Origin of the sequence: Streptomyces sp. NPDC059256 (assembly GCF_042753785.1) — a bacterium.
In the GTDB taxonomy this organism is placed as follows: Bacteria; Actinomycetota; Actinomycetes; order Streptomycetales; family Streptomycetaceae; genus Streptomyces.
In genome coordinates this window covers 53,724-79,540 of sequence record NZ_JBHYZO010000007.1, presented here as the reverse complement: position 1 = coordinate 79,540, position 25,817 = coordinate 53,724, and the positions used below count along the sequence as shown (strand labels likewise).

Here is a 25,817-nt window from a genome sequence, read left to right as displayed (position 1 = left end):
CCCTCTCTGCACCCTTCCCCGGGGTTATCCGGAGGTTCGAACCATGCAGTACACACATGGACGGCGGGTCGTTGCCGGTGGGCTCGTCGCACTCGCCGTCCTCCCACTTGCGGCCTGCGGCCAGGACAACAACCGGGCCGCACCGGCTCCGCCGGCCGCAACCAAGCGCTCTGCACCGGCAGTGCAGCCGTTCGTCGACGATTTCAGGAAGCTGGAGCACAAGTACGGTGCACGGCTGGGTGTCTACGCGGTCGACACCGGTACCGGGCGCGAGGTGGCGTACAAGGACGATCAGCGATTCGCCTATGCCTCCACGTTCAAGGCACTCGCTGCGGCTGCCGTGTTGCACAAGCACTCCCTCAACGGCATGGACAAGGTGATCAAGTACTCCAAGGACGACTTGATAGAACACTCTCCCGTGACCGAGAAGAACGTCGAAACCGGCATGACCCTGCGCGAGTTGTGTGACGCCGCCGTCCGGTACAGCGATAACGCCGCGGCCAATCTGCTGTTCGATGCACTCGGCGGGCCGAAGGGCCTGGCATCCGCTCTTGAAGAGGTGGGCGACACCGTGACCAGCGTGGACCGCCGCGAGCCGGAACTCAACCAGTGGGCCCCCGGCGCCACCCGGGACACCAGCACGCCACGTGCGCTGGCCACTGACCTACGAGCATTCGTACTCCAGGATGCCCTTGCTGAGGACGAACGCGCACAGCTCACGCAGTGGCTGCGGACCAACACGACCGGCGACGAACTCATCAGAGCGGGAGTCCCCAAGGGTTGGGTGGTCGGCGACAAGACCGGAGGAGGCGGAGCCTACGGAGTCCGCAACGACATCGCCGTGGTGTGGCCCCCCAATGCTGCACCCATCGTCATGGCGATCATGTCCAATCGCGGTGCGGAGGACGCTGACTTTGACAACAAACTGATCGCGGACGCGGCGTCCGTTGTCGCAGGGACGTTGTCCTAGCGGCCGAGCACGATCTGCACGTGGTCGGGAGGCGAGGGAGGTGACCGATGCGTAGGCGCTGACGTATCGGGTACAGCGGGCTGCCTCGGGCGGGGGAGCAGCCACCCCCCGGCGTCGGCTGGGGCAGCCCGACCCCGCGGAGTTCATCGAGTACTCGTCCCATGACCTCGGCGTACACCCTCCGCGACGGGCCGCCGTTGGTGAAGATCGCAACCGCCATTTCGCGCTCGGGCACCACGCGCAGGAATGCCCCCTGGCCGATGGTGTTCCCGTCGTGCCCGAAGGCCGTGCCGCCCGGCAGGTCGAACAGTTCCCAGCCCAACCCCCAGCCCAACCCCCAGGCGGCCCCCTGGTCGATGTCGGGCCGTGTGGTCTCAGGCTCCCGCATGGCTCGGACACGCCGAACCCATCCGCCCGTTCCGGACCGGGGGCCACCGTCGGCACATACTTGGGTGAGTGGTCCGGCGTGGCCCGGCATGCCGGAACCGGCGGTGCGGCACGCCGGTTCCGGCCGGCTCAGGCGTGGTCGTACGGGCCGGTTAGAGCGGTGCCGCGGTGCCAGGCGTCGCAGAGGCCGGAGGCCAGGACTCGTTCGGCGGTCGTGTCGGCCGGCATCGGCAGGTGAAGGGCGCGCAACAGGTCAAGACGGTGAAGGTCGAATGCGTTCTGGACGGTCGCGCGGTACATGGGGACGGCGGCGAGTGCCCCGCGGTGGGACAGCACCGCCAGGGCCAGGGGTATCGCGGTCAGCAGGATCCACCAGCCCGCCGGAATCAGGAGGGGCAGGCCCGCCACGGCCGTGAGGACCCACACCGTCGTCAGGGCGAGTGCCTGGTCCAGGGCGTTGCGGGCGTCGTCGACCAGCAGTCGGGTGGAGTCCGGTAGGACAGCGTACAGCCGGGGCCACGCCGCGTCGGCACTCCAACCGTGACTGCGACCGACGCCCGCCCACAGCGCCCGCAGACCGTTGCCGAGCACGGTCGGCAACACGTTCGCGTCCATGGGCGGGTACTCGTGGTCGAGCCGTTGGGCCGCCTGCCGGGCGGCCAGGATGACGGCGCCCCGCTCGTGCGCCGGCAGGGTGAGCACCTGGCCGACGGCGTCCCTGGTCGCCTCCAGTCGGTGTTTGGTCCGCAGGTGCGAGCGGTGGCGGGCTGAGCGGCCGGGGAGTACCGGCAGGACCTGCCAGAACCGGTGGATGATCGGCAGCGCCGCCTGGAACAGGAACCCCGCCACCAGCAGAGCGAGGAGCAGGAGGGCGATCTTTCCTCCACCGAGCTTCCCTGCGGTGTCACCGATGGCGGACGCCGCGAACCTCCCCTCCGGAGCCCCGGCCCACACCAGGCACAGCAGATAGAGCGAGCCTGCGGTGACCGGGAACAGGATCACCAGCAGGAAGCGCGTGGTGAACACGGACAACGCGGAGGACGCCAGGTCGGCCGGGTTCATCGAATCCTCCCGGCCTCGGCCATCTCCCCCTGGTGAACCGGGCACAGTGGCGCGTCACCGTAGACCGTGACCCTCTCCTGCCCACAGCCGGTCACGGGGCAGCGGTACAGGATCGCGGACACGTACTCCGGGTTTTCCCCGCCCGCACCCGGCGTGTCCAGCTGCTGTGCCAGACCGCCCGCCATCGGCACGCTCATGCCGTAGTTGTCGCGCAGGAAGTCCCGACTGGTCAGCACGGCTTCGGCGGTGCCGCTCATGGTGATGCGTATCCACCGGTGCTGGAGCTCATCCTGCTTCACGGCTTCTTCCAGCAGGACGCAGCCCTCGTCGAAGGGGGTGCCAGCCGGTAGATCGAAGTGGAGTGTGTCCGCCGCGGGCGGTGCACTGGGGGCCGAATGGTCAGCGAACTCGGCGAACTCGGCGAGTCCACGATCGGACGGGGTGGGAGTGCTCAAGGGGTCTCCTGGGGTCAGGCGCCGATGTGGAGGTACGGGGCCCAGGCCCAGAGCCTGGCCTGGGGCGCCCTGGTGAGCGATCGCCGGGACATGACGGCGTCATGGAGCCGACGGGCCGCGCGATCAGGTGTGAACGGTTCGGCTGCCGGTGCGCCGGGAGAGCCGCTGGGCGACGGCCCGATTCCGTACAGCAGTGAGGTCACTGCGGTGGTCTCGGCGGCGTCCACCGGCCAGAGGGTGGCGACGGTCTGGCGCCAGCCGGCGAACACCATCGCACCGGCCATGCTGATCACTTCGTCGGAGGTCAGGGGATCGAGGGTCGCGGTCTGGCAGGCGGTCAAGGAGACGAAGGCGGCATCGGTGCGCTCGGCGGCCAGCGCGGACACCGGCAACACACCGTCCTCCAGCAGCAGTCCGCTGCGTTCGGGACGGTACGGGTCGTGGCTGCCGTGACACATCACATGGAGCAGGGTGTGGGTGGGCAGCTGCGACACCACGCGCTCGGAGCGCGCCTGTCCGCTGCCGAGCACCGTTGCGCCCGGGAAACACGCGGAGATGAGCGCGCTGTGGATGTCGGCGCCGGGCAGGTGCGCCACGCCGTCCACGCGGTCAGCGAGTACCGCCAGCATCCGTGGCCGGGCGGTACTCGCCCCGGCGGCGGCCGAAGCGGCGAGCGCTGCGACGGTGGGCGTGTAGGAGGGGACGACCCGGTCGATGACGCTTTCACCAGGAGTGGTGTGTCGGCCCGCGGCGTGCAGCGGCAGGAGTGCGAGCGGCCCCGTCGGGCACCACCACAGTCGCGGTCTGAGCCCTCCTTCCTCGGTCTTGGGGACGGCCAACGCCTCCAGGACAGGGGAGGCGACCGTCTCCCAGAGCCAGCCGGTGACGGTGCCGAGCACTCGGTTGAACGGTCCTGTGACCCCGACTCTCAGCGGGGCGGCACCGGTTGACGCGCGCTCCTCGAAGGTCCGGGCCGCCGCAAGGTACAGGGCGGCGTGCCGCTGTACGGCCTCCAGGTCCAGGGGCAGAGGCAGGAGGCGCACACCACCGGGATCGACCAGCAGTACGTCACAGCGGTGTCGACTGACGTTGACCACGGCGACCGGGCCGGGCAGTCCTGCGCACAACGCCTCGGGGTCCGGACGTTCGAGGAATCCCGGGATCAGCCTCCGGGCCTCGGCGGCGGCTGCCGACCAGGCGAGTTCGGCGTTCTGGAGCTGTTGTGTACCAGGGTTGAGCAGCCGTATCGTGCGGTGGCCGCGTCGTTCTTCGAAGGCCGGCCCGATTGCGGGGACGGCTTCGAGCGAGGCGGTCCGCAGTACGGCGGCGCTCGTCCGCAGCCGGGTGGCGAGTGCGGGGTCGAGGTCGTGCACGCGATCGATGTCGGTGCGCAACTCCAGGACGCGCTGCCACAGGACCGCGCGGCCGTCCTCCAGCAGGGCGAGAGCGCTCGTCGGATCGTCGTCGGCGATGGCCGCGGCAGCGGCGTCGGCGCCGAGCATCCGCCAGTCTCCGAGCAAGGTGCGCACATCGTTGGCGAGGAGTCCGACGGTGATCCAACGTCGCAGCAGGTCGAGGGCGAGCCGGTAGCGGCGGTGCGCTCCTGCGGCGTCGCCGAGGTCCATAGTGAGACGGGCGGACCGCTCTGCGGCCACCAGGCGGTCGGGCAGCCGGGCGTGGTCGGCTTGGGCGACCTCGTCGAGGTCGGCCAGTGCGCGCCTGGTCGGGGTGGGCGTCGTGTCGCCGAGGGCGCGGGGGTCCGGGGCGCGCAGGCCATGGGTGTCCGACACTTCACCGGACGATCCTTCGGCCTGCATCAGGAGAGCTTCGGCCCGTAGCAGCAGGAGTTGGTGCCGTCGGAGTGAGTGTGTCCGGCTGTCTGGGGTGTCGAGAGCCTGGTCGATCAGTTCCACTGCCCGCCTCAGGGCTGTGTCGGTGCCCTCGGTTTGGGTGTCACTGGTCTCGGAGGTGCCCCGGTGGCTGTTATCCGTGGCGGCTCTCGCCTGGGCCAACAGGGCGCGGACGAGAACGGTGAGCGCCCAGGCCCCCGTCGCGCTGCCGGCCGGTGCATCGTCCCGTGCCAGCGAGACGACCCGGATGGCCTCGCTCAGATCGGCCTGGGCCCGGCCGATGGCCTCGGCGTCCGTCAGAGCGGGTAGCGGTCCCTCGATAGCCGAGGCAACCGAGGCAACCGAGGCAGCCGACCCGGTGGGGTGACGAGTGCCTTCGTCGCCGGTCGTGGCCGTCCCGGGGGCATGGCGGGTTGCCCCGGACGGACCGGCCGCTTTCAACACTGCCTGCGCCCGCTCGCACAGGGCCAGGGCATGCCCGATGAGCAACAGGGGGCGGGATGGTCCACTTCGTCCGGCGACTGCGCAGGCTCGGGCGGCGACGGTGACGGCATCGGACAGCAGGCCAGGGTCGTCCAGCAGTTGGGCCGCCTGCAGCAGGGCGGCCTGTTGGGCGTGCAGTCGGCCGGGCAGGTGCCGGGAGTCGGTGGGTGTCGCGGCCACGATGTCCTCGTGGAGTGTGAGGAGGCCGCGGACATCCCGCTCCGAGCGCACGGTCTGGAGCCTGAGCGCTACGAGGACGGCAAGGTTGTGGAGGTACAACGTCCGCACGGTGGGCGGGGCTACGGCTACGGCGAGGCGCGCCTGCCGGATGGCCTCGGCGAGGTCACGATCACCCTCGGACACCGGGCGCAGGCGGTGCCGTTCGGCGAGGGTGCCCGCGCGCCGGGCGTGACACTCGGCGACTGACGGATGGTCCGCGGGCACGGTGTCCGTCAACTCGGCGGCGAGCACGGCCGCGTTGAGCAGCCCGGGATCGCTGCTCTCCTGGTACGCGGTCAGATAGATGGTTGACAGGACGCAGAGTCGGCCGAAGTCGTCAGGCGAGGACGGGGACGAGGCCAACACGGTCTCCGCGCAAGCCCGGGCCTCATCGAGGTCGGTGGCGGCCCCGAACAGTCTGCTGCCGTCCGGCACCGCCGCCTCGGGGGAGCCGGACCCCCGCTCGTGACGGATGAGCAGAGCCTCGGCGAGGGTCTGGAGTGCGCTCGTATGGCTGTCGGGCGGGTGCCCGGCGATGGTGCAGGCGGCCCTGAGATGGATGACCGCGTCGTCCAGCAGGGGTGCGTCACCATAGCGATCGAACCATCCCAGTTCGGCCAGACCCAGGCAGGCCAGTGCGCTTGAGTGCTGCTCAGGGTCTCCGCCCTGCGTCAACACCTCGGCGCGCTGGGCGACCCGCAGGGACTCCGTGTGGTCCTCCGGTCTGTCGAGCAGCAGCGCCCGGTGGCCCAAGAGGTTGGCGAGGCTTGTGTACAGCACTCCCTTGTGGTGAGCGTTGCACTCTTCCGCCAGTTGCACCGCGTGCCCCTGCTGGGCGATGGCCTTGTCGAGGGACTCCTGCTCGCCGTGCGGCGATCCGTTCAGATGGCGGTGGAGCAGCAGGTTCGCGATCTGCGCACGGGTGCCCACGGCTTCCTGGTTCTCGGGCAGGAACGCGCTCGCCTCCCACAGGACTTCGAGGCCGCGGTTCAGGTGTGCGGCGGCCCGCTCGTCCAACGGGCGGTACGCGAACTGGTCCAGGGGGTCCAGTCCGGCCAGGACGCCCAGTGCGGCGCCGAGGCTGGAGAGTGTCGCGAGCCGCGGCGCGGAACCGGGCGCGAGCGGTGCTATGCCCGCTTCCCAAATGGCAGCCACGGCTTCCCAACCGGCTGTGAGGTCGCCGGGTGCATCGCCCTTCGTACTGTCGACGTCCGCCACCGTGAAGCTGGCCCGAGCACCCGCAGCGGCCGGTTCGTACGTGGCCTCGGCCATCTCTTCCATCAGGAGTTCGCCCAGCGCGAGCGCGACCGGAACCGACACACCGCCCCGGTCTGCCGCGCCGAGCCGGTAGCGTTCCACGGCCGCGGTTGCCCTGGCCAGATCACCCGGCTCTCCGTCCAGCAGCAGCGTGCCGGCCAGGGCCGCCCACACTCGATGGTCCTCGGGCAACGGGCCCCGCCCGATGATCGCTTCGTGGGCACCTGGGGGGACGAGCGAGGGGCCTATCTCGTCCATCATCGCCAACCTGCTTTCGGCGGCGGCTCGATGAGAGTCGCGCGAGCCCGGAAGGTCGGGTGCGGTGCAGCCGCACAGCGCCAGCCACAGGGCGAGCCACAGTGCTTCCGATTCCCCGGTCACTCCGGATTCGTCATGCTCCACTGCATCCCGGACCATCCGAGTGACGTCCGCTTCCGAGTCCGGGCCCAGTCCGGTGACATCGCCCCCATCGAGATAGCGCACGATCCTGCGCGCCACTGCCGCCTTCGCCTTGTTGCCCACCGCGGTGCCCTTCCATCCCTCGTGGAACATGTACCGATTCGCGTCCCGGGCAAGTACGCCTCGTCCCCCTGGCCCTGCGTGGTCGGAAGGACCGACCCGCAGCGAGTCGAACCGGAATCACCTCCTGAGGATCCGGCTCACTGCGGGCGAAGGGGATACGGCTACTTCTCCGGGGCTGTCTGCCACACGGTGTAGGTGTGGCTGCCGAGCTTGAAATTGACCGTGGCGAACCTGCCTTCGCTGGTCAAGAGGCAGTAGTGGCCCCATGGCACGGTGTACGCAGGGATGCCGTCCTCCCAGTCCCCGGGCTTCACCGTGAGGCAGTCGGCCAGCGACGGCCGCTTGTCCATCTCGGCGATTCTGGCGCCGTTGACCGCGCTCATCGCGAGGCCGATCCGAAGGTCTCCCTTCTTGCTCTTGCCCGACCTCTTGCCGTGGTCGAAGTCGTACTCACGTCCGTTCTTCAGTGCCAGGCTGATGAAGAACGTGCCCGCACTCCGTTCGGGTTCCCCATCGGTGTCCATCAGGGCCACGACCGTGCTGTCCGTGAGTGCTTCGATGACCACGAGGTTCCGGCCGGGCTCCAGCGACTGGGAAGTGCGGCCATTCGTGTGCATGAACAACTTCTTCCCACCGTCGACCTGATAGACCTCTGCTTCCGTCCTGCCCTGGACCTCTCGCTTGATGACGAGTTTCCACATGGAGTCGTCGGGCGCGGGGATCGGCTTGTCGCCCGCGGCTGTCGGTGAGACGGGTATCTGGGCCTCCGCCTTCTTGTTCTTCCCGCCGAGCAACCGGGCGAGTTCGGCTGCGGTGCGGGGTCTGGCAATCGCTGTCACCTTGAACTTGGCTGACTGGTGGATCACCGGGACGCTGCCCTGCTTGGAGAAGATGCGTGCCACGCTCACGGCGGACTTGGCGACGACCGCCACCCGCGTGACTGCACATGCGGTCAGCGCAAGAGCCGTCAGGATTGCGCAGATCACTACGGCTAAGGTTCGGGATGTTCGAGGCGGAAGGCTGATTGGTCTCATGACTCCTCCTGGGATCCAGGCACCGAGATGGATGGCGGTAGTGGTCGTTCCGGCCTTTGAAGGAGTGTCAGTGCGATGCTCGGTTGGTGACCTGTGGCCGTCGAAGCGTCCGGACCTCGGGCCTGGTCAGATGTGCTTGCGCCTTCTTCATGGCATGGGTGGGGAGCGTCTGCGTCACGGGTCCCCGGGGTCTATTGCTCTTGTGTCACCGTATCGACTGTGGTGACCACGGCTGTTTCGGCCGTTGCCGCCGTACGGTTCGTGGGATCTCTCCGCGTCCTCCGTCCGCGATGTCGTTTCCGCAGCCAGCAGTACCTGCCGGCAACAACTGGCTACCCGGCGAAGAGGGGGACACTCCGATGCATGCCCCTGGAAAGTGCCTCCGGGGCAAATCCATCCATGGGTGGACGTGTCACCCCCCTCGACCGGGTCATCACACTCGGCCTGGTCATCGGGAAGGGCACTGGCTCCCATCGCGATCTGTCCCCGCGTGACGCCCTGGCCGTTCGAACCCGTCCTCGCCCACCCATGGTTGGCCCGTTCCCACTCCGCACAGTGGGCTCAGATCTCCCTGGGCAGCGCCCCGATCGCCGGTGCGGTTGCCGATGGCCCGGTCGATGAGTTGTACTGAACGCTGGCGTGACGTTGATCGATGCCTCATGGGCCCTTCGGTCGTACGCCTCGACAGCAGGGATGTCTCCGGCTCGTGAGCCGTCGAGGGTTCCTTGTCTCCCCCTTACCAGTCCCAGATCTCACTGCTCGATGTCTCCGTCGAGGCTGAGGGCCGGTGAACTGATCCAGCCACGCGAGGAAGGTTTCCCACCATGCGACGGTACGTTCTCACCGGCACGCCGGGCTCAGGCAAGACATCGATCCTTCGATGCCTGGCAGAGCGTGGCTACGGGGTCGTTGAGGAGGCCGCCACCGCGGTCATCGCACGTGCTCAGGCTCACGGTGAGCCCGAGCCGTGGACACGACCGACCTTTGTGGATGATGTGGTTGAACTGCAAAGGCAACGGCAGTTGGAGACCATCACCACAAGCCCTGTGCAGGTGTTCGACAGGTCCCCTCTCTGCACCTTGGCGCTCGCCCGCTATCTGAGGCTGTCGGTGTCCCGCACCCTGGTTGCGGAGATCGAGCGGATCACCACCGAAGAGATCTACGAGCGCCAGGTGTTCTTCGTGCGAAACCTGGGATTCTGCGAGCCGACCAGTGCTCGGCGGATCAGTTTTGAGGAGTCATTGGTCTTCGAGGGCTTCCACGAGGAGAGCTATCGCGCGTTCGGGTATGAACTCATCGACATTCCTGCTGACTGCCTTGCGCGCCGTGTCAGCGCAGTCAGCTCGGCACTCGGGCAACGGTGAACGTCCCTCCAGGTCGAGCAGAAATTGACTCCCTGCCGGCACGTGCCGTGGTGTGGGGGACGTGGTGCGGGTGCGGCTGGACGAACCGCACCGGAGTCGTGGCGGTGTGATGCGTGGTGCGTTCAGCCGGTGGCATCGAGTCAGAACAGGCTTGCGCCGTCGGCGCCACGGAGGCCGTGTCCGCCGCCCGGGTGGAACGGGGCGGCGACCACGGCCTCCTGATGCGCCTGCTGGGGAGCGTGCGCGGCGCGAACCGTCGGACTGCTCTACGCGGCCTTGGACAGGGTGGACCTGTCAGCCCGGGCCGCGGGCCGTACGGGTGTCGAGGGTTCGGTCATGCCTCGTCGTCCGTCGTGGCGTGGCCACAGGAGGAGGGTGCCGATGGCACCCATCCCGGCGAGGGCCGCGAGGAGTGACCAGGTGAGGGCGAAGCCGGCGTTCGTACCGAGCCATCCCGCGATCGGATAGGTGACCAGCCAGGCCAGGTGGGACAGGGAGAACTGGGCTGCGAAGACCTCGGGGATCGCCCGGGGTTCGACGGAGGCACGCAGGACCTTGCCGGTCGGTGTGATGACCAGGGCCATGCCGATGCCGATCACGGTCCAGACGATCGCCGTCCCCGTCCAGGTGCTCAGGCCCGTCGTGATGAGGGCCACCGCGGCGATCGTGCCGCCGACGAGCACTCCGGCGCCGCTGACCATGATGGTGCGGGCGGCGATCCGGTCGAGCACACGGGGCAGGGCGAGCGCGGCCAGGAGTGTTCCGCTGCCGGATGCGGCGAGCATCCAAGCGACGTCCGACTGGGAGCCGTTGAGCTCGTCACGGACGTAGTTGACGGTGTTGACGACGACGATCGACCCCGCTGCCGCGACCACCAGATTGAGGGCCATGATGCCCCGCAGCCGCGGTGTCCTGAAGAATGTAGTGATGCCTGCTGCTGCCTTGTCCCATGCCTTGGTGTGGGCACTGGGACGGGCGTTGGGGATGCGCGTCGACAGAACGAGCAGACCGGAGACGAGGAATCCGGCCGAGGTGCCCAGGAACAGCCAGTTGAAGCTCATGAACGCAAGGGCGACCGCTGCCAGTACGGGACTGAGCAGGCTCTCCATGGTGTAGGCGACCTGTGAGGCGGACAGGGCACGCGTGTAGTCGGACTCATCGGTGACGATGTCGGGGATGACGGCCTGGAATGTCGGGGTGAACGCCGCCGACGAGGCTTGGAGCAGACCGATCAGGACGTAGATGTGCCAGACCTCGGTGACGAGCGGCAACGCGAGGACCACCGCGGCGCGCACCACGTCGAGGACGACGAGGAGGGTTCTTCGGGGGAAGCGGTCGACGTACGCGGCGGCGAGGGGGGCTATGACCACGTACATCACCATCTTGACGGTCAGAGCGGTGCCGAGGACCATGCCGGCACGAGGACCGGCGAGGTCGTAGGCGAGCAGCCCGAGGGCCACTGTGGTCAGCCCGGTACCGAACAGGGCGATGATCTGGGCGCTGAAGAGATAGCGGTAGTCGCGGATGGCGAACAGGCGCATGGCGTGTTCCTTCCATGTCCATGCGGCGGGGCACGGTCTCGGATCGGGGACCATGCCGTACAGAGGGGGGTCGGTGTGTGCCTACGCATCGGTGCCGCTCCCCGGTGTGAGGCCGGCGAGCAGGTTGAAGGCGCCGGTGAGGACGTTGAGTGCGACGACTCCTACGACGTCGGCTATCGCCCGGTCGCTGTAGCCGTACTCACGCAACGCGATGACCTGCTCGTCGGTGATCGACGTCGGTTCGCGGTAGATCTGGAGGGCGAGGGCGATGATCGCCGCGATCGCGGGATCAGCCGAGGTGCCTGAGCGGGCCCGCTCGATCTCTTCCTCGTCCACACCCATCGAGCGGGCCGCGCTGACATGCGCGTCGAGACACAATCCGCAACCCTGGAGGACCTGGACGGCGATCGAGATCCGTTCGCTGACCGTACGGTTCAGTTTGGCCCGCCCCATGGCCCGACTGAGCTGGAGATAGCCGCCCAGAACGGCAGGCGAGTGCGCCATCGTGGAGACCATGTCGCCGATCTGGCCGTGGCGTGAGACCAGTTCGGCGAGGAGGTCGCGCGAGGCGCCGACCGCTGTATCGGGCGTGAGTCGGGTCAGGCGGGGCATGACGGTCCTTCCAAAGCGGTGAATGTACGGGGGGCGGCAGGGAGCCGGCCGAGTCGAGCGACTCATGGCCGCGCCCCTCTGCCGCGGCAGCCCGTCAGCGATGTCTCTGCGGTCAGTGGTGCTCGTGGTGTCCGTGGTGGCTCGTGTGCTCGGACGCGGCCGGCGACGCCGCGTTCGAGTGGGTGGTGTGGCTGTCGGTTGCCCGCACGGTGAACTCGGCCGTCCGGACGACGCCGTCGTGCTGGAAGTCCAGGTAGAGCCGGTAGGTGCCGCCCGAAGGCGCGGCGGCCATGAAGGTGATCTCGGGCCCCGGCTCGGTGACGCCGTCACCGGGCTCGCCGTCCGGGTGGACGTGGAGGTAGCCCAGGTCGCCCACCCGCAGCGCCACCAGGTGCCCGTACGCCGCCAGATAGGGCTGGAGGTCCGTGACGGGGCGCCCGTTCCGGCTGACGGTGAGCGTCAGGTCACTTGCCTTGCCGGGCACGAGTTCGCCGTCGAGAGCGACGGTGTACTCACCGACGTGAGCGGTGCGGATGTCCCCGGAGAGCGGCTGCGGATCGTACTGCCCGGCGACCGAGGCGTCGATCCCCAGGGTCATGGTCCCTTCGTGGCCGGCCGGGTGGACGTCGGCGAAGAACCTCCAGGCACCCGGCCCCAGGGCCACTTCCACGCTCCAGGTGCCCTTCTCGTCCATCGTCGGGTGCACGTGCTGAAAACCGGTCGTATCGCGTCGGACGGCGATGAGGTGCAGTTCCTTGTCGTGCTCGGGCACGAAGTCGGTCACCGGCTGTCCGTCGGGACCGGTCACCCGGAAGGTGACCGTCTGCACCCCGGCGGGAAGGATCGTCGCGTCGAGTTCAAGGGTGTACCCGCTCTCGGAGACCGAGAGTCCGCCGGGACGGGCTGCGCCGTGGCCGCTGTGGCCGGTCATGTCGTGGCCGGAGTTGTTCTTCATTGCGTTTCTCCACCTTGCTGATGAGTGCTGTGGATCTGTCTTCTGGCTGTGTCGCCATCCGGTGACACCCACCATAGCAGCATACCCCCCGGGGGTATTCCGGGGAGGCGGGTTTTCGGCGGATGGCATCTCATTTTGGGATTCCGTACCAGGTCCGGCGCTGCACCCCGCTCCTGGCCGACTGCTCGGGGAAGCCCCTATCACCCCGACGGCGCAATCGTGACGGGCTGGGCCTTACCGCCTTGCCGTGGCCGGCCGGCTTCCGTGACGATGGGCGGCCGATCTGCGCCCGTGGAGCCGCGTCGAGACCAAGAGTGTTCATCGAGTGTGCTGACACGGCTACTGCCCGTGGTGCCGTGCGGTGTCAAACCTGACCATCGTGGGGGTTCGGTGCTGTCGTTCGGCCCGGGTGTTGGGTCGCCCCTGCTCCTAGGTTCGACTTCATGGAACGAAGGTTGCGGAAGAAAGTCCGGGCGGGTCGTTGGTTGTCCGTGGTGAGTGTGTTGGGCGCGGGAGCCGGGGTGGTCGTCTGGCTTGCCCCGGGCGGGCTCGGCGAGGCTGGTGCGGTCGAGGTCACGGACGGGGCGTCGGTGTCCGCATACCGTTCGGTGATCGAAGGGGTGGCGGACGCGCCGTCGTGGGCGGGCCTGTTCTTCGAGATCGCGACGGAGGGCACTCTGGTCGTCCTCGGGGTGCTGCTGCTGTGGATGTGGTGGAGTGCGGTGCGCCGCAACGATGCCCGGGCGGCGGCCGGAGCCGTACTGACCGGGGTCGGCACGGTGGCCGCCTATGGGATCAGTGAGGCGGTGAAGCTCGTGGTGGATCAGGAGCGGCCATGCCGTGCACTCACCATCGGCCGCGATGCCATTGCGGAATGCCCCGAGGTGGGGGACTGGTCGTTCCCCAGCAACCACGCCACCCTGGCAACCGCGCTGGCGGTCGGCCTGGCCGTGGTGTGGCCCCGACTCGCCGCACTCACACTGCCGGTCGCCGGCGCTGCCGCCCTGCTACGCGTCCTCGTCGGGGTGCACTATCCCCACGATGTGCTGGCTGGTGCGACGCTCGGTGGGGCAGTCGTGGTCGCCGTGCTGATGGCCTGGATGTCACTGGCCGAACGCACCGTGTCACGGCTGGGAAGGCATCGCAGGGACGATCCCGGCCTCGTGGGCCACCACCGCGGCAGCAGCCCGGTTGTCCACGGCCAGGCGCGCGAGGATGGAGCTCACATGGGCTTTGACCGTTCCCTCCACCAGATGCAGCCGGCGCGCGATCTGCGCGTTGGACAGTCCGCTCCCGAGGAAGGTCAGCACGTCCCGCTCCCGAGGGGTGAGGGCGTTGACCCGGTCACGGGCGGCGGAGCGCCGACCGGCCACCCCGCCCGCACCGGTCGACGCGAGATGGGCGATCACCCGGGCGGCGACCTTCGGTGAGAGATAGGCGGCGCCCTCAGCCACCGCGTGAACACCCGCGATCAACTCTTCGGGCTCTCCCGACTTGATCAGGAAGCCGGCCGCTCCACCGCTCAGCGCCTTGAGGATGTAGTCGTCTTCACCGAATGTCGTCAGGATGATGACGTTGGTGTCCGGTGCCGTGCTGCGGATCTGTGAGGCCGCTTCAATGCCGTCGATGCCCGGCATGCGGATGTCGAGCACGGCGACCGCGGGGCGGTGGAGCCGAACCCTCTCCACCGCCTCGTGCCCGTCGGCAGCCTCGGCGACCACGTCGATGTCCGGATCCGTAGCAAGAACCGCTCGCACTCCCGCGCGGATCATGGCCTCGTCGTCGGCGACCAACACGCGGATCATCGGGCGCTCACGGAGCCACAACATCCACGGAGACCAGCGTGTTCTCCCGAAAGCAGAGCTGGTAGGCATCCCCGGACCGGCTGTCGAACCGGTCGGCCGTCATCGCGTAGTACTCGCACCTCGCACCATCTCCCCTTGGTCCCACGGTTTGCAACCGATGGGTGATCTGACGGTCCGGCAGAAGGCGCCCCACCTCCGAACGATCCTGCCCGACCCGCAACCGGGCGAAGTCCCCGGGTTCCAGTACCGCCTGCGATGCCGTCAGCATCTCCCACCCGACGAGGCCGCCGGTCAGCAGGGCCCCCGTCATCAGCGGTAGTACGGCCGCGTTGACCAGCGCCCGGCCGGCGCGGCGCCGAGCGCGACGGTGTTCCTGCGGCAGATCGACACCGGTCGTCGCCACCAACGGTGGTGGTTGGGACGGAGCAGTGTGCGGAAGTCGGGCGACAACCGTGAATCCCCCGTCACGGGGACCGTGATCGAACGTCCCACCGACCAACCGCACCCGCTCGTCCAGGCCGAGGAGACCACGGCCCCCGCCCTGGGGCTGTGCCTCCGCAGAGGCGGTCCCGGAAGGCGGACCGTTCTCCACCACCACCGTCGTTTCGGCGGCCGTATGCGTCACGCGCACAGTCGCCGTGGCACCGGGCGCGTGCTTGGCAACGTTGGTCAACGCCTCCTGCACCACCCGAAGGGCCGCCCGCGCGACCATGGGCGGCAAGCCCGCCATCTCGCGGTCAAGACGGAGTTCGACCACCAGGCCGGACCGGGACGCCTCCTCGGCAAGCTGCGCGATGGTGGAGCCGGACGCTCGGGTCGGCGTGCTGTCACTCTCCTCGCGCAGCACCCCGATCACTTCTCCGAGACGTTCAACTGCGGCTGCCGCCCTGACCCTGATGTCTCCAGCAACCTCGCGATGACGCTCGTCCAGGTCGGGAGCAAGCTTCAGAGCACCGGCCGACAGCGCGATCAAGCTGAGATCATGCCCCAGAACATCGTGCATGTCCTGCGCGATGCGAGCCCGCTCGCGCAGTCTGGCTTGGCTCGCGACCAACCGCTGCTCGCGCTCAAGTTGTTCCGCACGTTCCCAACCCGCCCTGACAAGCTCCTGATACTGGCGCCAGAACCGGCCGGCGAACCACGCCAGCATTCCGACGACCACCACGGCCACGAAGCGGCTCCCCAACAGGAGCCATCCAGGCACGACGGACACGGCCGCCACCCCGGCGGCGAGAACCGCGCCCAGTGCGAGCACCGCCGGACGAGCCCGCCCCGGCCGCCGTCCCGCCAGGAACGCGGCGACCGCAGTTGGCACGGCCCACCACAGACTCACCGCGCTCAGACCGGCGGCCGTGGCAGCAGCAGTAGCCAGCGCGCTCGCCGGATCAAGGATCCACCGTGCATCATCCGACGCGGTCACACCGCCGTTTCGTACCCTCTCCACCGCATCGACGATACGGGTTCCAGGATCTGCCCCGCCCTGAGTCCTGGCACCATCCGATCGACGCCGTCCCACCGGTACAGCGCTCTGACCAGTGGAGACTTCCTGTGTCTCGGGCTGTCACCGGCCTGGAGGCGGAACTCATGAGGAGTGGGGGTCATCCTGAGGTATGACCGTGCGCAGTGTGACCTCTGTCGAAGGTCTGGCGGATGCGCTCGACGTTCGCATCAGTGGGGTTCTGCCGGGGGCGGCCCCAGGGTACGGATCGCGAGATTGATCGCGGTGGTCAGACGATCGAGGTCGTGGCCGGCGCGCTCTCGCACCTGTAGGCCGAGCACCGTGGTGAACAGCAGTTCCACGGCGTCGTCGATGTCGAGGCCGCTCGCCAGTTCGCCGCGGTCGCGGCCCTCGGCCAGCGTCGAGCGCAGTGCCTGACGTGTGACCTCGAACGCGGCCTCGGTCCGCTCCCGGACCATCTCGTCGGTGATACCCAGTTCGGTTGCGGTGTTGACCACGAAGCAGCCGCGGCCGGACTGGCCGTCGGATGGGCAGGAGCTGACCAGCCACAGCATCCATTCCCGCAGCACCTCTCGGACCGGACGGTCCGATGCGTCCAACCGCTGCCGGGCCTGAGCCGACTCGGTGGCCCGGTAGTGGTCGAGGGCACGCAGGAACAGCGTGTGCTTGTCAGTGAACGTCCGGTACAAGCTGCTGGGTGTGAGTCCCAGTTTGTCACCCAGGTCGCGCACCGAGGTGGCGTGATAGCCGCGCTGCCAGAACAACTCGGTCGCCGAGTTGACTGCGTCCTTCTCGTCGAACTGCCGTGGGCGTGCCATGTGTTCACCGTACCCAACTTGTGGAGCGAGCGTTCCCATACTACCGTCCTCGATATGGGAGCGAGCGCTCCCGAATTGGTGAAGGAGACTCCGTTGACAACCGCAGAACAGACGTCCGCCCAGCTACAGCAACCAAAGCTCCCGGAGAAGAGTCGCTGGACGGCGGTCTCCGCAGTGGCTCTGGGCACCTTTCTGCTGGTGACCGCAGAGCAACTTCCCATCGGTCTCCTGACCTCCGTGGGGTCCGCGCTATCGGTCTCCGAAGGGACGGCGGGACTGATGGTGACGGTGCCCAGCATCGTCGCCGCGTTAGCTGCGCCGCTGGTCCCGATGCTCGTCGGGCCGATGGACCGGCGCCTCCTGCTGCTCGGACTGATGGCCTTGATGACCGTGTCCAACCTGGCCACCGCCCTGGCGCCGAACTTCGCCGTGTTGGTGGGCTCCCGAGTGCTGGTCGGTATCGCGATCGGCGGCTTCTGGGCGGTCGCCAGCGGTCTGGCCGTACGGCTCGTCGTGCCTGCGGACGTGCCGCGGGCCACCGCGGTCATCTTCGGCGGCGTCGGAGCCGCGAACGTGTTCGGTGTCCCGCTCGGCACCCTGGTCGGTGACTTCACCGGCTGGCGCATCGCCTTCTCCGTCCTGAGCGCCCTGGCGCTCGTCACCCTGATCGCCCTGCTGGCCGTGCTGCCTGGCCTGGCCGCTTCCCAGGTGATCCGGCCGAAGTTGCTGATGGACCAGTTCCGCAACTCGGGCGTGCGCATCGGCATCATCGCGACGGTGCTCATCGTGTTCGGGCACTTCGCCGCCTACACCTTCGTGAGCCCGGTGCTGCAGAAGCTGTCGGGGATCGACGAGCGCTATGTCGGTCCGTTGCTCTTCGGGTTCGGTGTGGCCGGCATGATCGGCAACTTCGCCGCCGGAGCGGCGCTCTCCCGCCAGGTGTACCGGAGCGTGCTGATCACGTCTGCGGCCCTCGCCATGGCGATGCCGCTCTTCCTGCTGTTGGGCCAGACCGCGGTCGGCGGCGCCGTCTTGCTGGTCGTCTGGGGTCTGGCCTACGGTGGCGCGTCCGTGGGCCTCCAGACCTGGATGATCAAGTCCGCCCCCCAGGCCGTGGAAGCTGCCTCCGCGCTCCGGGTGGCCATGTTCAACCTGTCCATCGGCCTCGGCGCGCTGGCCGGCGGGGTCCTCGTCGACACACTCACCGTCCGGAGCGTGCTGTGGCTCGGCGGCACCTGCGCCCTGCTCGCCGCGCTCGCGATCTGGACCGCCCGCACCAACAACGCTCTACGGTGACGAACCCCCCAGTCCTCCCGGAGCCGCGCAGCCGTCCCGCGCCACCCCGTGCGGCCGGGTACTACTGGTTCCGCAACTGACTGTTGAACTCGTCCCTTCGCCCTCACGCCCGCTCATCAGATGCCTGTGAGACGTCACTCTTGCGCGTCGGCGTGGCTGTTCCATGCCCGGGTATGAACCCGGACATGGAACAGCACAACAAGGCCGTGGCCAGCCGCTTCCTGGAAGAGACAGACGACCGGAACCGTGAGACCGCCTACACCCAGCTGTGTACCGCGGCCTATCTGGAGCACGACCCGGCCATGCCCCAGGAGACAGTGGATCGAGAGGAGGCCGCGCAGATCTACCGGGAACTGCTCGCGGCCTTCGAACTGAGGCACACCGCGGAGAGCATGGTGGCCGAAGTGAATCTGGTGTGCGCGCGGTTCGCCGTGCGCGGTCGCCATGTCGGGGAGTACCAGGGAATCCCTCCGTCCGGCAGAACTTTCGAGGTATCCGGCCAGGTCACCTTGAGGTTCCAGGGCGCGAAGATCGACGAGGCATGGTTCAACTGGGACCACCAAGGTGCTCTGGAACAACTCGGTGCTCCACCGCCCTCCACCCGATGACAACAGTCAGGGAGACGCGACACCAGCCATCGCCTGCGTATGGTGGTGTCAAGGAACTTGGCGCCGTTCCCGACGGACGTAGACCACCCCTACGACCGACAGCACCAGGAAGAACACGGCGGCCCCACCGGACATCAAGGCCAACACGGCTGCTCCGCCGCCCTCGACATCGTCTTCACGGGCGGCCGACTTCAGATCGTCGGCCTGGTACCGGACGATCATCCGGTCGCCGACAGAGCTCTTGCCGCCGCCGCTGCCCACCGGCAGGTCTGCCACTACCGGCCGTCCGTCGACCTCGAATGTGACCTGGCAGTTACCGGCCATGCACGAGCCGTCCCTGTGCAGCGTCGCGGACGCTCGTTCGCCGTCCTGGAATGAGCGGAGGTGTTGGGCCGCGGGGAACATCACCAGTATGGCCAGCGCGCCCAGCAGCAGCGCGAGTACCAGTGAGAGCAGCAGGGCCGCGCGGGGTCCCAGGGTGCGAGGGGCCATGTTCCGCTGGTACACATCGGAGGTTCCCGCATGGGGTGTACCGTGCAATTCCTTCGCCCCCGTTTCCGTTCGTGTCGAGTGACTTGCCACGTCTCATATGGCCCGTGCTTCAATTCCGTGTCTCTGAACAGGGTAAACGGGGGACGGCTTGACATCGCGTGTTGATGTCGGCACTCCTGCCACGCCCTGCCTGCCCGCTGTCGGCAACGAAGGCAACTCGCTTCCGCCTTCCGGTGCGGCGGTGGTTGGGGGCGGCCCGGCCAGGGCGCCCGGGTGGAGCCCCTCGCCAACCAGCCACGGTCAACGCTCGTCGTGGAGCCAGTCGCCCGGGCTGAGGTCTCGAACACGGGCGAATGCCTCTGCCGTCCGGCCGCGGACCAGAAGGGCCGTGCTGTCGCCGCGCAGGAGTACGTCCTGGCCCAGGAACCAGCGGGAGAAGGGAACCGCGGGGCCGGCCGGGTCGATCGAGAGCTGGGCGAAGCCGCCGACTGAATGGTGATCCGTTGCCTTGAACTATCCCGAGAACGTGCCGTCGCCGGGCCCGGCCGGCACCGAACTATGACGGAATGGCCGCCTGCGTCAGAGCCACAACGATTGCGTCGCGCAGATTCTGGTCGATGCCGCCGACTGGCATCGGCGGGGTGCGGCTGGCGCGGAAGGCATTGATGGCGGTTGCGGTCTGGGGGCCTGGAACGCCGTTGATGGTGCCGGCGTCGAAGCCCAGTGATCCGAGGGCTTGTTGGATGCCCGTGGTGGTGTAGACGTCGATACGAGCATCCGGCGGTATGGGGCCGGCCGAACCTGAGGGTAGGCGGGCTGCCAGGTCGAAGTGCATGACGTCGCCGCTTTCGGCGGAGCCGAAGTCGCAGACGCCCCAGCGCATAGTCGGCAAGGGTGGGTCGCTCGCCAGGGCGAGCACCAATTCGTGCCGGAGGTCGAGAAAGCCGTTCGCTGGATTCCGTGTGCTGGTCGGTGCCAGTGCCACAGGACCGAACTGCAGGGGGATACGGGCCACCTCGTAGTCGCGGAGGATCTGAGTGAACCAGAACTCGACGTCGGTGCTCCAGCCGGGATGGTTCGCTGCGAAGGCCGGGTCGGACAGGGCGGCGGAGATGTTCGAGGCAGCCACGGTGTCCGGCCATCGTTCCGCTGCGGAAATCCCTGCGAGGAGGGTCGCCTTGGAGGCAGTAGACGCATGGGCGACCGGAGTGCGGATGAGGCGCGGCGGTGGAACGAACGTCGACGGTACGGTGGGCTTGAACACGAGTTGCAGGTAGCGGCTCAACGCGTTCGACGCGACACCGAAACGCTGGAAGACACTTGTGGTCGGCTCTCCAGGAGCCCTGGCGCCTATGCTCGCCACCGAAGACGAACTCGTGAGGAACGCCACGGCCCGGTCGAACACCACCGTTGCGCGTAGTCGCATCATCCGCAAGGCGGAGGCGGGCGGGGCTGATGTGGATGGCGCCTCGCCGCCGTAGACGACCTCGCCGGCCAAGGTGGGTGTGCGGACAACGATGTACGGGTTGGACTCGTAGTTGACATCAACTGCGTCCCCGGTCGTGTGCTGGCCACCTGGATGTGCCGCGCCGTGGTTCTGGCGGAGCCCCGCCCACTCGGTGATCGTGCCGGGAAACCCAGAAACGCTGTAGATGGCAGTCAGACCTGCTTCGGCGGCCCCCAGCCTGAGTTGCATCGCCGGACTGACACCTCCGTCGCAGTTCTTTCCCAAGAACACGTGGGTCGTTGGCGTCACGATTCCTCCCTGTATCCCATCTCTCGGTGACGTGGAATCGTCTGTCCGGGCGATTCGACGTTCGTCACAGCGTGGTGCTGGGACACCGAGCTGGGCCTTCTCCTCAGTCATGTTCTCAGTCATGGGACCGACTCACACCGAATAGCCCTCTGCCTGCCTGTGAGCCTGGCGCAGGATACTGGGCGGATCAACCACCAGCAGTTCCGGAACCGCATCCTTCGGAAGTCACTGTCAGGGCACGAAGGAATTCATCACGGCTTCTGCCATCGTCGCGACCGGTTCAAACAACTTCCTCTGCGTTTGCCCGTCTTGAATCACATTCTGCCAAATGACAACAAACTCCAGCTCGCGCAGAGTGTCACGGACAATGAGAGCCTCCGAGAAGACCTTTTTGTTGGATTTCAGTGGTCCTATGCCTACCTTTCCGTGGCTGGCGATGAAGCGTCCGTCCGTGGGCCAGATCGGTGGGGTGGTCTGGTGGAAGAAGTTTCCGGCCCGCGCCATCAGGCCCTTCATTTCCCCACTGCTCAGAGATCCAACGAGCTTGTCGTCTGCCAGCAGGGTCATCAACTTCGCCAGATGCCATAGCGTGGTGCCCTGAGCGGTGTCCAGGTCGTTGATGCAGGGAATGCGCGCGGCCCGCCAAATCTGGGCGTAGTCGCCGGCCAGCCACATCCCCTTGGACGTTCCGTCGAAGAACCCGTCATCGGCGATCTTGCCGTTGAGGTACGGGTATCCCAGACCATGGATCGTCGTCGTGGCGCCAGGGTTGTCCTGGATCGCCATCATGTTTTCGAACGCGTCCTTCTGTGTCTGGGTGAAGTCCACGGTGAAGTCCGGACCCGTGCCGAGGGTGAGAACAGCCGAGTAGTCGGGCTTCCTGCTCTTGTCCTCAGGCTTCAGCAGGGTGGAGCCGTTGATCAGCGAAGGCGTGTGGGCAGTGATCTCCGGATTGAACTGTGCTTTGAGAGCTGCGTCGATCTGGGGCCAGGTGCTCAGGCCGCTGCCGGAGGATGCCACTTGGTCGGCACTCGCTCGCAGGTCGAATGCCGCATACATCGCGGCGATCTTCAGCAGGCTGCCCGAGTAGTGCTCTTCCTGCTCTCGGAGGGCCGCCCAGGGGTGATTGAGTGTGCCTTTGAACCCCGTGAGCGCAACGACGATCAGGGCCATATTGTTGACGTTGGGAGCCCCCGCGAGTGACAGCGTCTGTCGAGTGGCATTCAGGACCGACTGCATCGCTGGTTGGGCGGTCGATGCAAGCGGATTCGCGTAGGCGCCGGTGAACAGAGACATATGAGTCCTCCCGTCTCGAAGGAAGACGGGGCGCAGGGGAAGATCGTGCAGACGATGGAGACGCGATCGTTCCCACCACCACTGACTGAGCAGCGACCAACCATCATTGGCTGAGCAGGGAAGTTCGTGGTGGCGGAGTTCAGTTCACTCGCGATGGAATCACCGCAACCTCCTACGCCCAGTTTCCCATAGGCGAGGGTGATTCGCCTCTCGGCCCTGGAACTTGCGCCAGTGGTTCCGGTCGCCACGCAAGGGGAAATCGGCGAGAGTTGGTGAATCTGCGACAAGGAGTCAGTTTGCCCAGCGTCCTCAGGATGTCGTCCAACAGTTCCGCCCCGCGCTGTCGAAACAGGCGATCGATCTCGTCACCAGCCTTCTTGCGATTCCAGCGCAGACAGCGATTCCGCCCACCCGGGACCAGTGCCACTTCGTCAACTTTGCTTCACCCTCTGCACGGTGGAATCCGTTGATGGCCTGGCGGACGGTGGCGCCTGACCCCAGCAGCGCACCGAGGTCGCACACGGCGATGCGAAGGCACTGGGACCCTGCGGGCCGTTGTGCCTCGATCCCTGTGCCAAGCGGTGGACCCGGGCCCCGGGGGAAGAGCTCATCCGGCGGGAACACTTCGGCTGATCCGTCCGATCGAATGGTTGTCGTTTTGACTTGTTGTGCGGGTGGTGGTGGCCACGCGGGGAACAGGGGGAGCGAGCTGGCGTACGGCTCCGGACACGTCGGGCCGTTTCCACCCTGCTCCATCCGTGTCTCATATCACCGTCCGGAATATGGGCACTACTGTCCGACGCTGACCGATCCCTCTAGGGTGGCGGGTGCAGCTGGTTCGCTCTGCCCTCCAGGTAGGCGCGTCGTAAGAGGGAACCCGGTGGGAATCCGGGACTGCCCCGCAGCGGTGAGTGGGAACGACCGCCGTCATACGCACTGGATCCGGGCAACGGTTCTGGGAAGCGACGGCCAGTAGGTGCCCGCCGGGAGACCGGCAGGCGTGCCCGCGAGTCCGAAGACCTGCCCGCTGTCCGCGCACGACCCATTCGTACGCGGTATCCCGGTGACCTCGTGGGCGGGTTGGGGGCACCCTCAGACGTAGTCTGGGGGAGTACATATCAGGTGGACGACCGCGCCCAGTGCGCACCTTTGGTCCGCCGGATCTGTCACCCCTTCGCGTTCTCGTCCCGTCCCGGGACTGCAGGAGACATCTCGCGAAGGAGAGTTCTGTGACAGCGCAGTCCGCAGCCGCGGCAGCACGAGCCACCGTGTACGGCTACCCCCGCCAGGGGGCCCATCGGGAACTGAAAAAGGCCATCGAGGGCTACTGGAAGGGCCGTGTCACCGCAGACGCCCTCCGGGAAACAGCGGCTGGTCTTCGTCGGGAGAACTGGCAGCAGTTGTCCGACGCCGGCATCCACGAAGTACCGACCGGTGACTTCTCCTACTACGACCATGTGCTGGACACCAGCGTCATGGTCGGTGCGATCCCCGCCCGCCACCGTGAGGCCGTCACGGCGGACGCACTCGACGGCTACTTCGCCATGGCACGCGGCACCCAGGACCTTGCACCACTGGAAATGACCAAGTGGTTCGACACCAACTACCACTACCTGGTCCCCGAACTCGGACCCGACACCGTCTTCACGGCCGACTCCACCAAGCAGGTGGCCGAGTTGAAGGAAGCCCAGGCACTCGGCCTCAACGCCCGACCTGTCCTCGTCGGACCCATCACCTACCTCCTCCTGGCCAAGCCCGCGCCCGGGGTCGCAACCGACTTCGAACCGCTGACCCTGCTGGACCGGCTGCTGCCCGTCTACGCGGAGGTCCTCGCCGACCTGCGTGCGGCCGGCGCGGAATGGGTGCAACTCGACGAACCCGCCCTCGTCCAGGACCGCACCCCGGCCGACCTGAACGCTGCCGCCCGCGCCTACCGTGATCTCGGCGCGCTCACCGACCGGCCCAAGCTCCTGGTCGCCTCCTACTTCGACCGCCTCGGGCAGGCACTCTCAGTCCTCGCCAAGGCGCCCGTCGACGGCCTCGCACTCGACTTCACCGAGCGGGCCGCGGGCAACCTCGACGACCTCGCCGCCGCCGGCGGACTCCGCGGCAAGCGCCTGATCGCCGGAGTGGTCAACGGCCGTAACATCTGGATCAACGACTACGAGAAGTCCCTCGCCACCCTCGGCACCCTCCTCGGCCTCGCGGACCAGGTCGACGTGGCAGCCTCCTGCTCCCTGCTCCACGTCCCACTGGACGCCGACGCGGAAGGTGACATCGACCCGCAGATCGTTCGCTGGCTCGCCTTCGCCCGACAGAAGAGCACCGAGATCGTCACCCTCGCCAAGGGACTCGCCCAGGGTACCGACGCCATCGCCACCGAACTCGCCGCCAACCGGGCCGATCTCGCCTCCCGCACCAACTCCGCCCTCACCCACAGCCCCGCAGTCCGCGCCCGTACCGCCGCCATCACCGACACTGACGGCCGCCGCTCCCAGCCCTACGCCGAACGAACCGTCGCGCAGCGCGCACACCTTCAGCTGCCCCTGCTGCCGACCACCACCATCGGATCGTTCCCCCAGACCAATGAACTGCGCACCGCCCGTGCTGATCTGCGCGCCGGGCGCATCGACATCGCCGGCTACGAAGAGCGCATCAAGGACGAGATCCGCGACGTCCTCGCCTTCCAGGAGAAGGCCGGCATCGACGTCCTCGTCCACGGCGAGGCCGAACGCAACGACATGGTCCAGTACTTCGCCGAGCAGCTCACCGGCTACCTCGCCACCCAACAGGGCTGGGTCCAGTCCTACGGCACCCGCTACGTCCGGCCGCCCGTCCTGGCTGGAGACATCTCCCGTCCCGAACCGATGACGGTCCGCTGGACCTCCTACGCCCAGTCCCTGACCGAACGACCCGTCAAGGGAATGCTCACCGGCCCGGTCACCATGCTCGCCTGGTCCTTCGTCCGCGACGACCAACCCCTCGGCGACACCGCCCGCCAAGTCGCCCTCGCCCTCCGTGACGAGGTCAACGACCTGGAAGCCGCAGGCACCTCCGTGATCCAGGTCGACGAACCCGCACTGCGCGAAACACTCCCGCTGCGCACCGCCGACCATGCCGAGTACCTGGAGTGGGCCACCGAGTCCTTCCGCCTCACCACCAGCGGCGTACGGCCTGACACCCAGATCCACACCCATATGTGCTATGCCGAGTTCGGCGATATCGTCCAGGCCATCGACGACCTTGACGCCGACGTCATCAGCCTGGAAGCCGCCCGCTCCCACATGCAGGTCGCCCGCGAACTCGCCACCCACGGCTACCCCCGCGAAGCCGGACCTGGGGTGTACGACATCCACTCCCCGCGCGTGCCCAGCGCCGCAGAGGCGGCGACCTTGCTGCGCAAGGGGCTTGAGGCCATCCCGGCCGAGCGCCTATGGGTCAACCCCGACTGCGGACTGAAGACCCGGGGCTGGCCCGAGACCAGGGCATCGCTGGAGAACCTGGTCTCCGCGGCCCGCGAGGTCCGCGCCGAACTGACCGGAGGCGCCTGACCTCACAGGGCCGGGGGCTGGAACG

At 67.7% G+C, this 25,817-nt stretch carries 21 protein-coding genes, 1 pseudogene and 1 riboswitch; of the genes and pseudogenes, 8 read left to right on the top strand and 14 right to left on the bottom strand.

The window, feature by feature from the left end; all coding sequences use genetic code 11:
* Positions 1–43: 43 nt before the first annotated feature.
* A complete protein-coding gene (bla, locus tag ACFXJL_RS17890) occupies positions 44–970 on the top strand; it encodes a class A beta-lactamase (RefSeq protein ID WP_384693432.1) in 927 nt (308 codons plus the stop codon).
* On the opposite strand, the gene ACFXJL_RS17885 is transcribed toward bla, so the two are convergent.
* The 5 genes from ACFXJL_RS17885 to ACFXJL_RS17865 all read right to left on the bottom strand — a co-directional run bounded on the left by ACFXJL_RS17885 (position 882) and on the right by ACFXJL_RS17865 (position 8,191).
* Positions 882–1,358, bottom strand: coding sequence for a serine hydrolase (locus ACFXJL_RS17885; RefSeq protein WP_384693430.1), 477 nt, complete (start codon positions 1,356–1,358; stop codon positions 882–884). The genes bla and ACFXJL_RS17885 overlap by 89 nt on opposite strands.
* 128 nt (positions 1,359–1,486) lie before the next feature.
* Entirely contained in the window at positions 1,487–2,419 is a 933-nt protein-coding gene (locus tag ACFXJL_RS17880; protein ID WP_384693427.1) for a hypothetical protein, read from the bottom strand.
* Positions 2,416–2,874 (bottom strand): hypothetical protein, encoded by a 459-nt coding sequence (locus ACFXJL_RS17875; RefSeq protein ID WP_384693424.1) that lies wholly within the window; start codon positions 2,872–2,874, stop codon positions 2,416–2,418. Before ACFXJL_RS17875 ends, ACFXJL_RS17880 begins: the two co-directional genes overlap by 4 nt.
* A gap of 14 nt (positions 2,875–2,888) precedes the next feature.
* Positions 2,889–7,235 (bottom strand): CHAT domain-containing protein, encoded by a 4,347-nt coding sequence (locus ACFXJL_RS17870; RefSeq protein WP_384693421.1) that lies wholly within the window; start codon positions 7,233–7,235, stop codon positions 2,889–2,891.
* Positions 7,236–7,366: 131 nt separating this feature from the next.
* Positions 7,367–8,191 carry a hypothetical protein gene (locus tag ACFXJL_RS17865; protein WP_384693418.1) on the bottom strand — a complete coding sequence of 275 codons (825 nt, stop codon included), beginning with the start codon at positions 8,189–8,191 and terminating at the stop codon, positions 7,367–7,369.
* A gap of 538 nt (positions 8,192–8,729) precedes the next feature.
* On the opposite strand from ACFXJL_RS17865, the gene ACFXJL_RS17860 reads away from it, so the two are divergent.
* Positions 8,730–8,870 (top strand): hypothetical protein, encoded by a 141-nt coding sequence (locus tag ACFXJL_RS17860; protein WP_384693416.1) that lies wholly within the window; start codon positions 8,730–8,732, stop codon positions 8,868–8,870.
* 193 nt (positions 8,871–9,063) lie between these two features.
* Positions 9,064–9,603: an AAA family ATPase gene (locus ACFXJL_RS17855; protein WP_384693413.1), complete on the top strand. Its 540-nt coding sequence runs from the start codon at positions 9,064–9,066 to the stop codon at positions 9,601–9,603.
* A gap of 266 nt (positions 9,604–9,869) precedes the next feature.
* Here the strand turns inward: ACFXJL_RS17855 and ACFXJL_RS17850 are convergent, their stop codons facing one another.
* The 3 genes from ACFXJL_RS17850 to ACFXJL_RS17840 all read right to left on the bottom strand — a co-directional run bounded on the left by ACFXJL_RS17850 (position 9,870) and on the right by ACFXJL_RS17840 (position 12,711).
* Positions 9,870–11,144, bottom strand: a complete 1,275-nt coding sequence (locus tag ACFXJL_RS17850; RefSeq protein ID WP_384693410.1) for an MFS transporter — start codon at positions 11,142–11,144, stop codon at positions 9,870–9,872.
* An 81-nt stretch (positions 11,145–11,225) separates the two neighbouring features.
* A complete protein-coding gene (locus ACFXJL_RS17845; RefSeq protein WP_358878851.1) occupies positions 11,226–11,756 on the bottom strand; it encodes a carboxymuconolactone decarboxylase family protein in 531 nt (176 codons plus the stop codon).
* A 112-nt stretch (positions 11,757–11,868) separates the two neighbouring features.
* A complete protein-coding gene (locus tag ACFXJL_RS17840; protein ID WP_384693407.1) occupies positions 11,869–12,711 on the bottom strand; it encodes a hypothetical protein in 843 nt (280 codons plus the stop codon).
* Between the two features lie 443 nt (positions 12,712–13,154).
* Between ACFXJL_RS17840 and ACFXJL_RS17835 the strand changes: the two are divergent.
* Positions 13,155–13,790: pseudogene (locus ACFXJL_RS17835) on the top strand (phosphatase PAP2 family protein); the annotation flags it as partial.
* A gap of 45 nt (positions 13,791–13,835) precedes the next feature.
* Here ACFXJL_RS17835 and ACFXJL_RS17830 read toward each other — a convergent pair.
* The 3 genes from ACFXJL_RS17830 to ACFXJL_RS17820 form a co-directional block, all read right to left on the bottom strand.
* Positions 13,836–14,516: a response regulator gene (locus tag ACFXJL_RS17830; protein ID WP_384693405.1), complete on the bottom strand. Its 681-nt coding sequence runs from the start codon at positions 14,514–14,516 to the stop codon at positions 13,836–13,838.
* Between the two features lie 7 nt (positions 14,517–14,523).
* Positions 14,524–15,960, bottom strand: coding sequence for a sensor histidine kinase (locus tag ACFXJL_RS17825; protein ID WP_384693402.1), 1,437 nt, complete (start codon positions 15,958–15,960; stop codon positions 14,524–14,526).
* A 224-nt stretch (positions 15,961–16,184) separates the two neighbouring features.
* Positions 16,185–16,793, bottom strand: a complete 609-nt coding sequence (locus tag ACFXJL_RS17820) for a TetR/AcrR family transcriptional regulator (protein ID WP_384693399.1) — start codon at positions 16,791–16,793, stop codon at positions 16,185–16,187.
* A 93-nt stretch (positions 16,794–16,886) separates the two neighbouring features.
* Between ACFXJL_RS17820 and ACFXJL_RS17815 the strand changes: the two genes are divergently transcribed.
* Together ACFXJL_RS17815 and ACFXJL_RS17810 are read left to right on the top strand one after the other, a co-directional pair.
* Positions 16,887–18,089: an MFS transporter gene (locus ACFXJL_RS17815; protein ID WP_384693397.1), complete on the top strand. Its 1,203-nt coding sequence runs from the start codon at positions 16,887–16,889 to the stop codon at positions 18,087–18,089.
* A 185-nt stretch (positions 18,090–18,274) separates the two neighbouring features.
* Positions 18,275–18,697: an ester cyclase gene (locus tag ACFXJL_RS17810; protein ID WP_384693394.1), complete on the top strand. Its 423-nt coding sequence runs from the start codon at positions 18,275–18,277 to the stop codon at positions 18,695–18,697.
* Between the two features lie 48 nt (positions 18,698–18,745).
* Here the strand turns inward: ACFXJL_RS17810 and ACFXJL_RS17805 are convergent, their stop codons facing one another.
* Complete coding sequence (locus ACFXJL_RS17805) at positions 18,746–19,189, bottom strand: hypothetical protein (protein ID WP_384693391.1); 444 nt, start codon at positions 19,187–19,189, stop codon at positions 18,746–18,748.
* Between the two features lie 273 nt (positions 19,190–19,462).
* On the opposite strand from ACFXJL_RS17805, the gene ACFXJL_RS17800 reads away from it, so the two are divergent.
* A complete protein-coding gene (locus ACFXJL_RS17800; protein WP_384693388.1) occupies positions 19,463–19,681 on the top strand; it encodes a hypothetical protein in 219 nt (72 codons plus the stop codon).
* A gap of 64 nt (positions 19,682–19,745) precedes the next feature.
* Here the strand turns inward: ACFXJL_RS17800 and ACFXJL_RS17795 are convergent, their stop codons facing one another.
* Positions 19,746–20,885 carry a peptidoglycan-binding protein gene (locus tag ACFXJL_RS17795; RefSeq protein WP_384693385.1) on the bottom strand — a complete coding sequence of 380 codons (1,140 nt, stop codon included), beginning with the start codon at positions 20,883–20,885 and terminating at the stop codon, positions 19,746–19,748.
* Between the two features lie 291 nt (positions 20,886–21,176).
* Positions 21,177–22,241, bottom strand: a complete 1,065-nt coding sequence (locus ACFXJL_RS17790) for a hypothetical protein (RefSeq protein WP_384693382.1) — start codon at positions 22,239–22,241, stop codon at positions 21,177–21,179.
* Positions 22,242–23,076: 835 nt separating this feature from the next.
* Positions 23,077–23,284, top strand: a riboswitch (cobalamin riboswitch).
* A gap of 186 nt (positions 23,285–23,470) precedes the next feature.
* Between ACFXJL_RS17790 and metE the strand changes: the two genes are divergently transcribed.
* Complete coding sequence (metE, locus tag ACFXJL_RS17785) at positions 23,471–25,792, top strand: 5-methyltetrahydropteroyltriglutamate--homocysteine S-methyltransferase (RefSeq protein ID WP_384693379.1); 2,322 nt, start codon at positions 23,471–23,473, stop codon at positions 25,790–25,792.
* Positions 25,793–25,817: the final 25 nt, after the last annotated feature.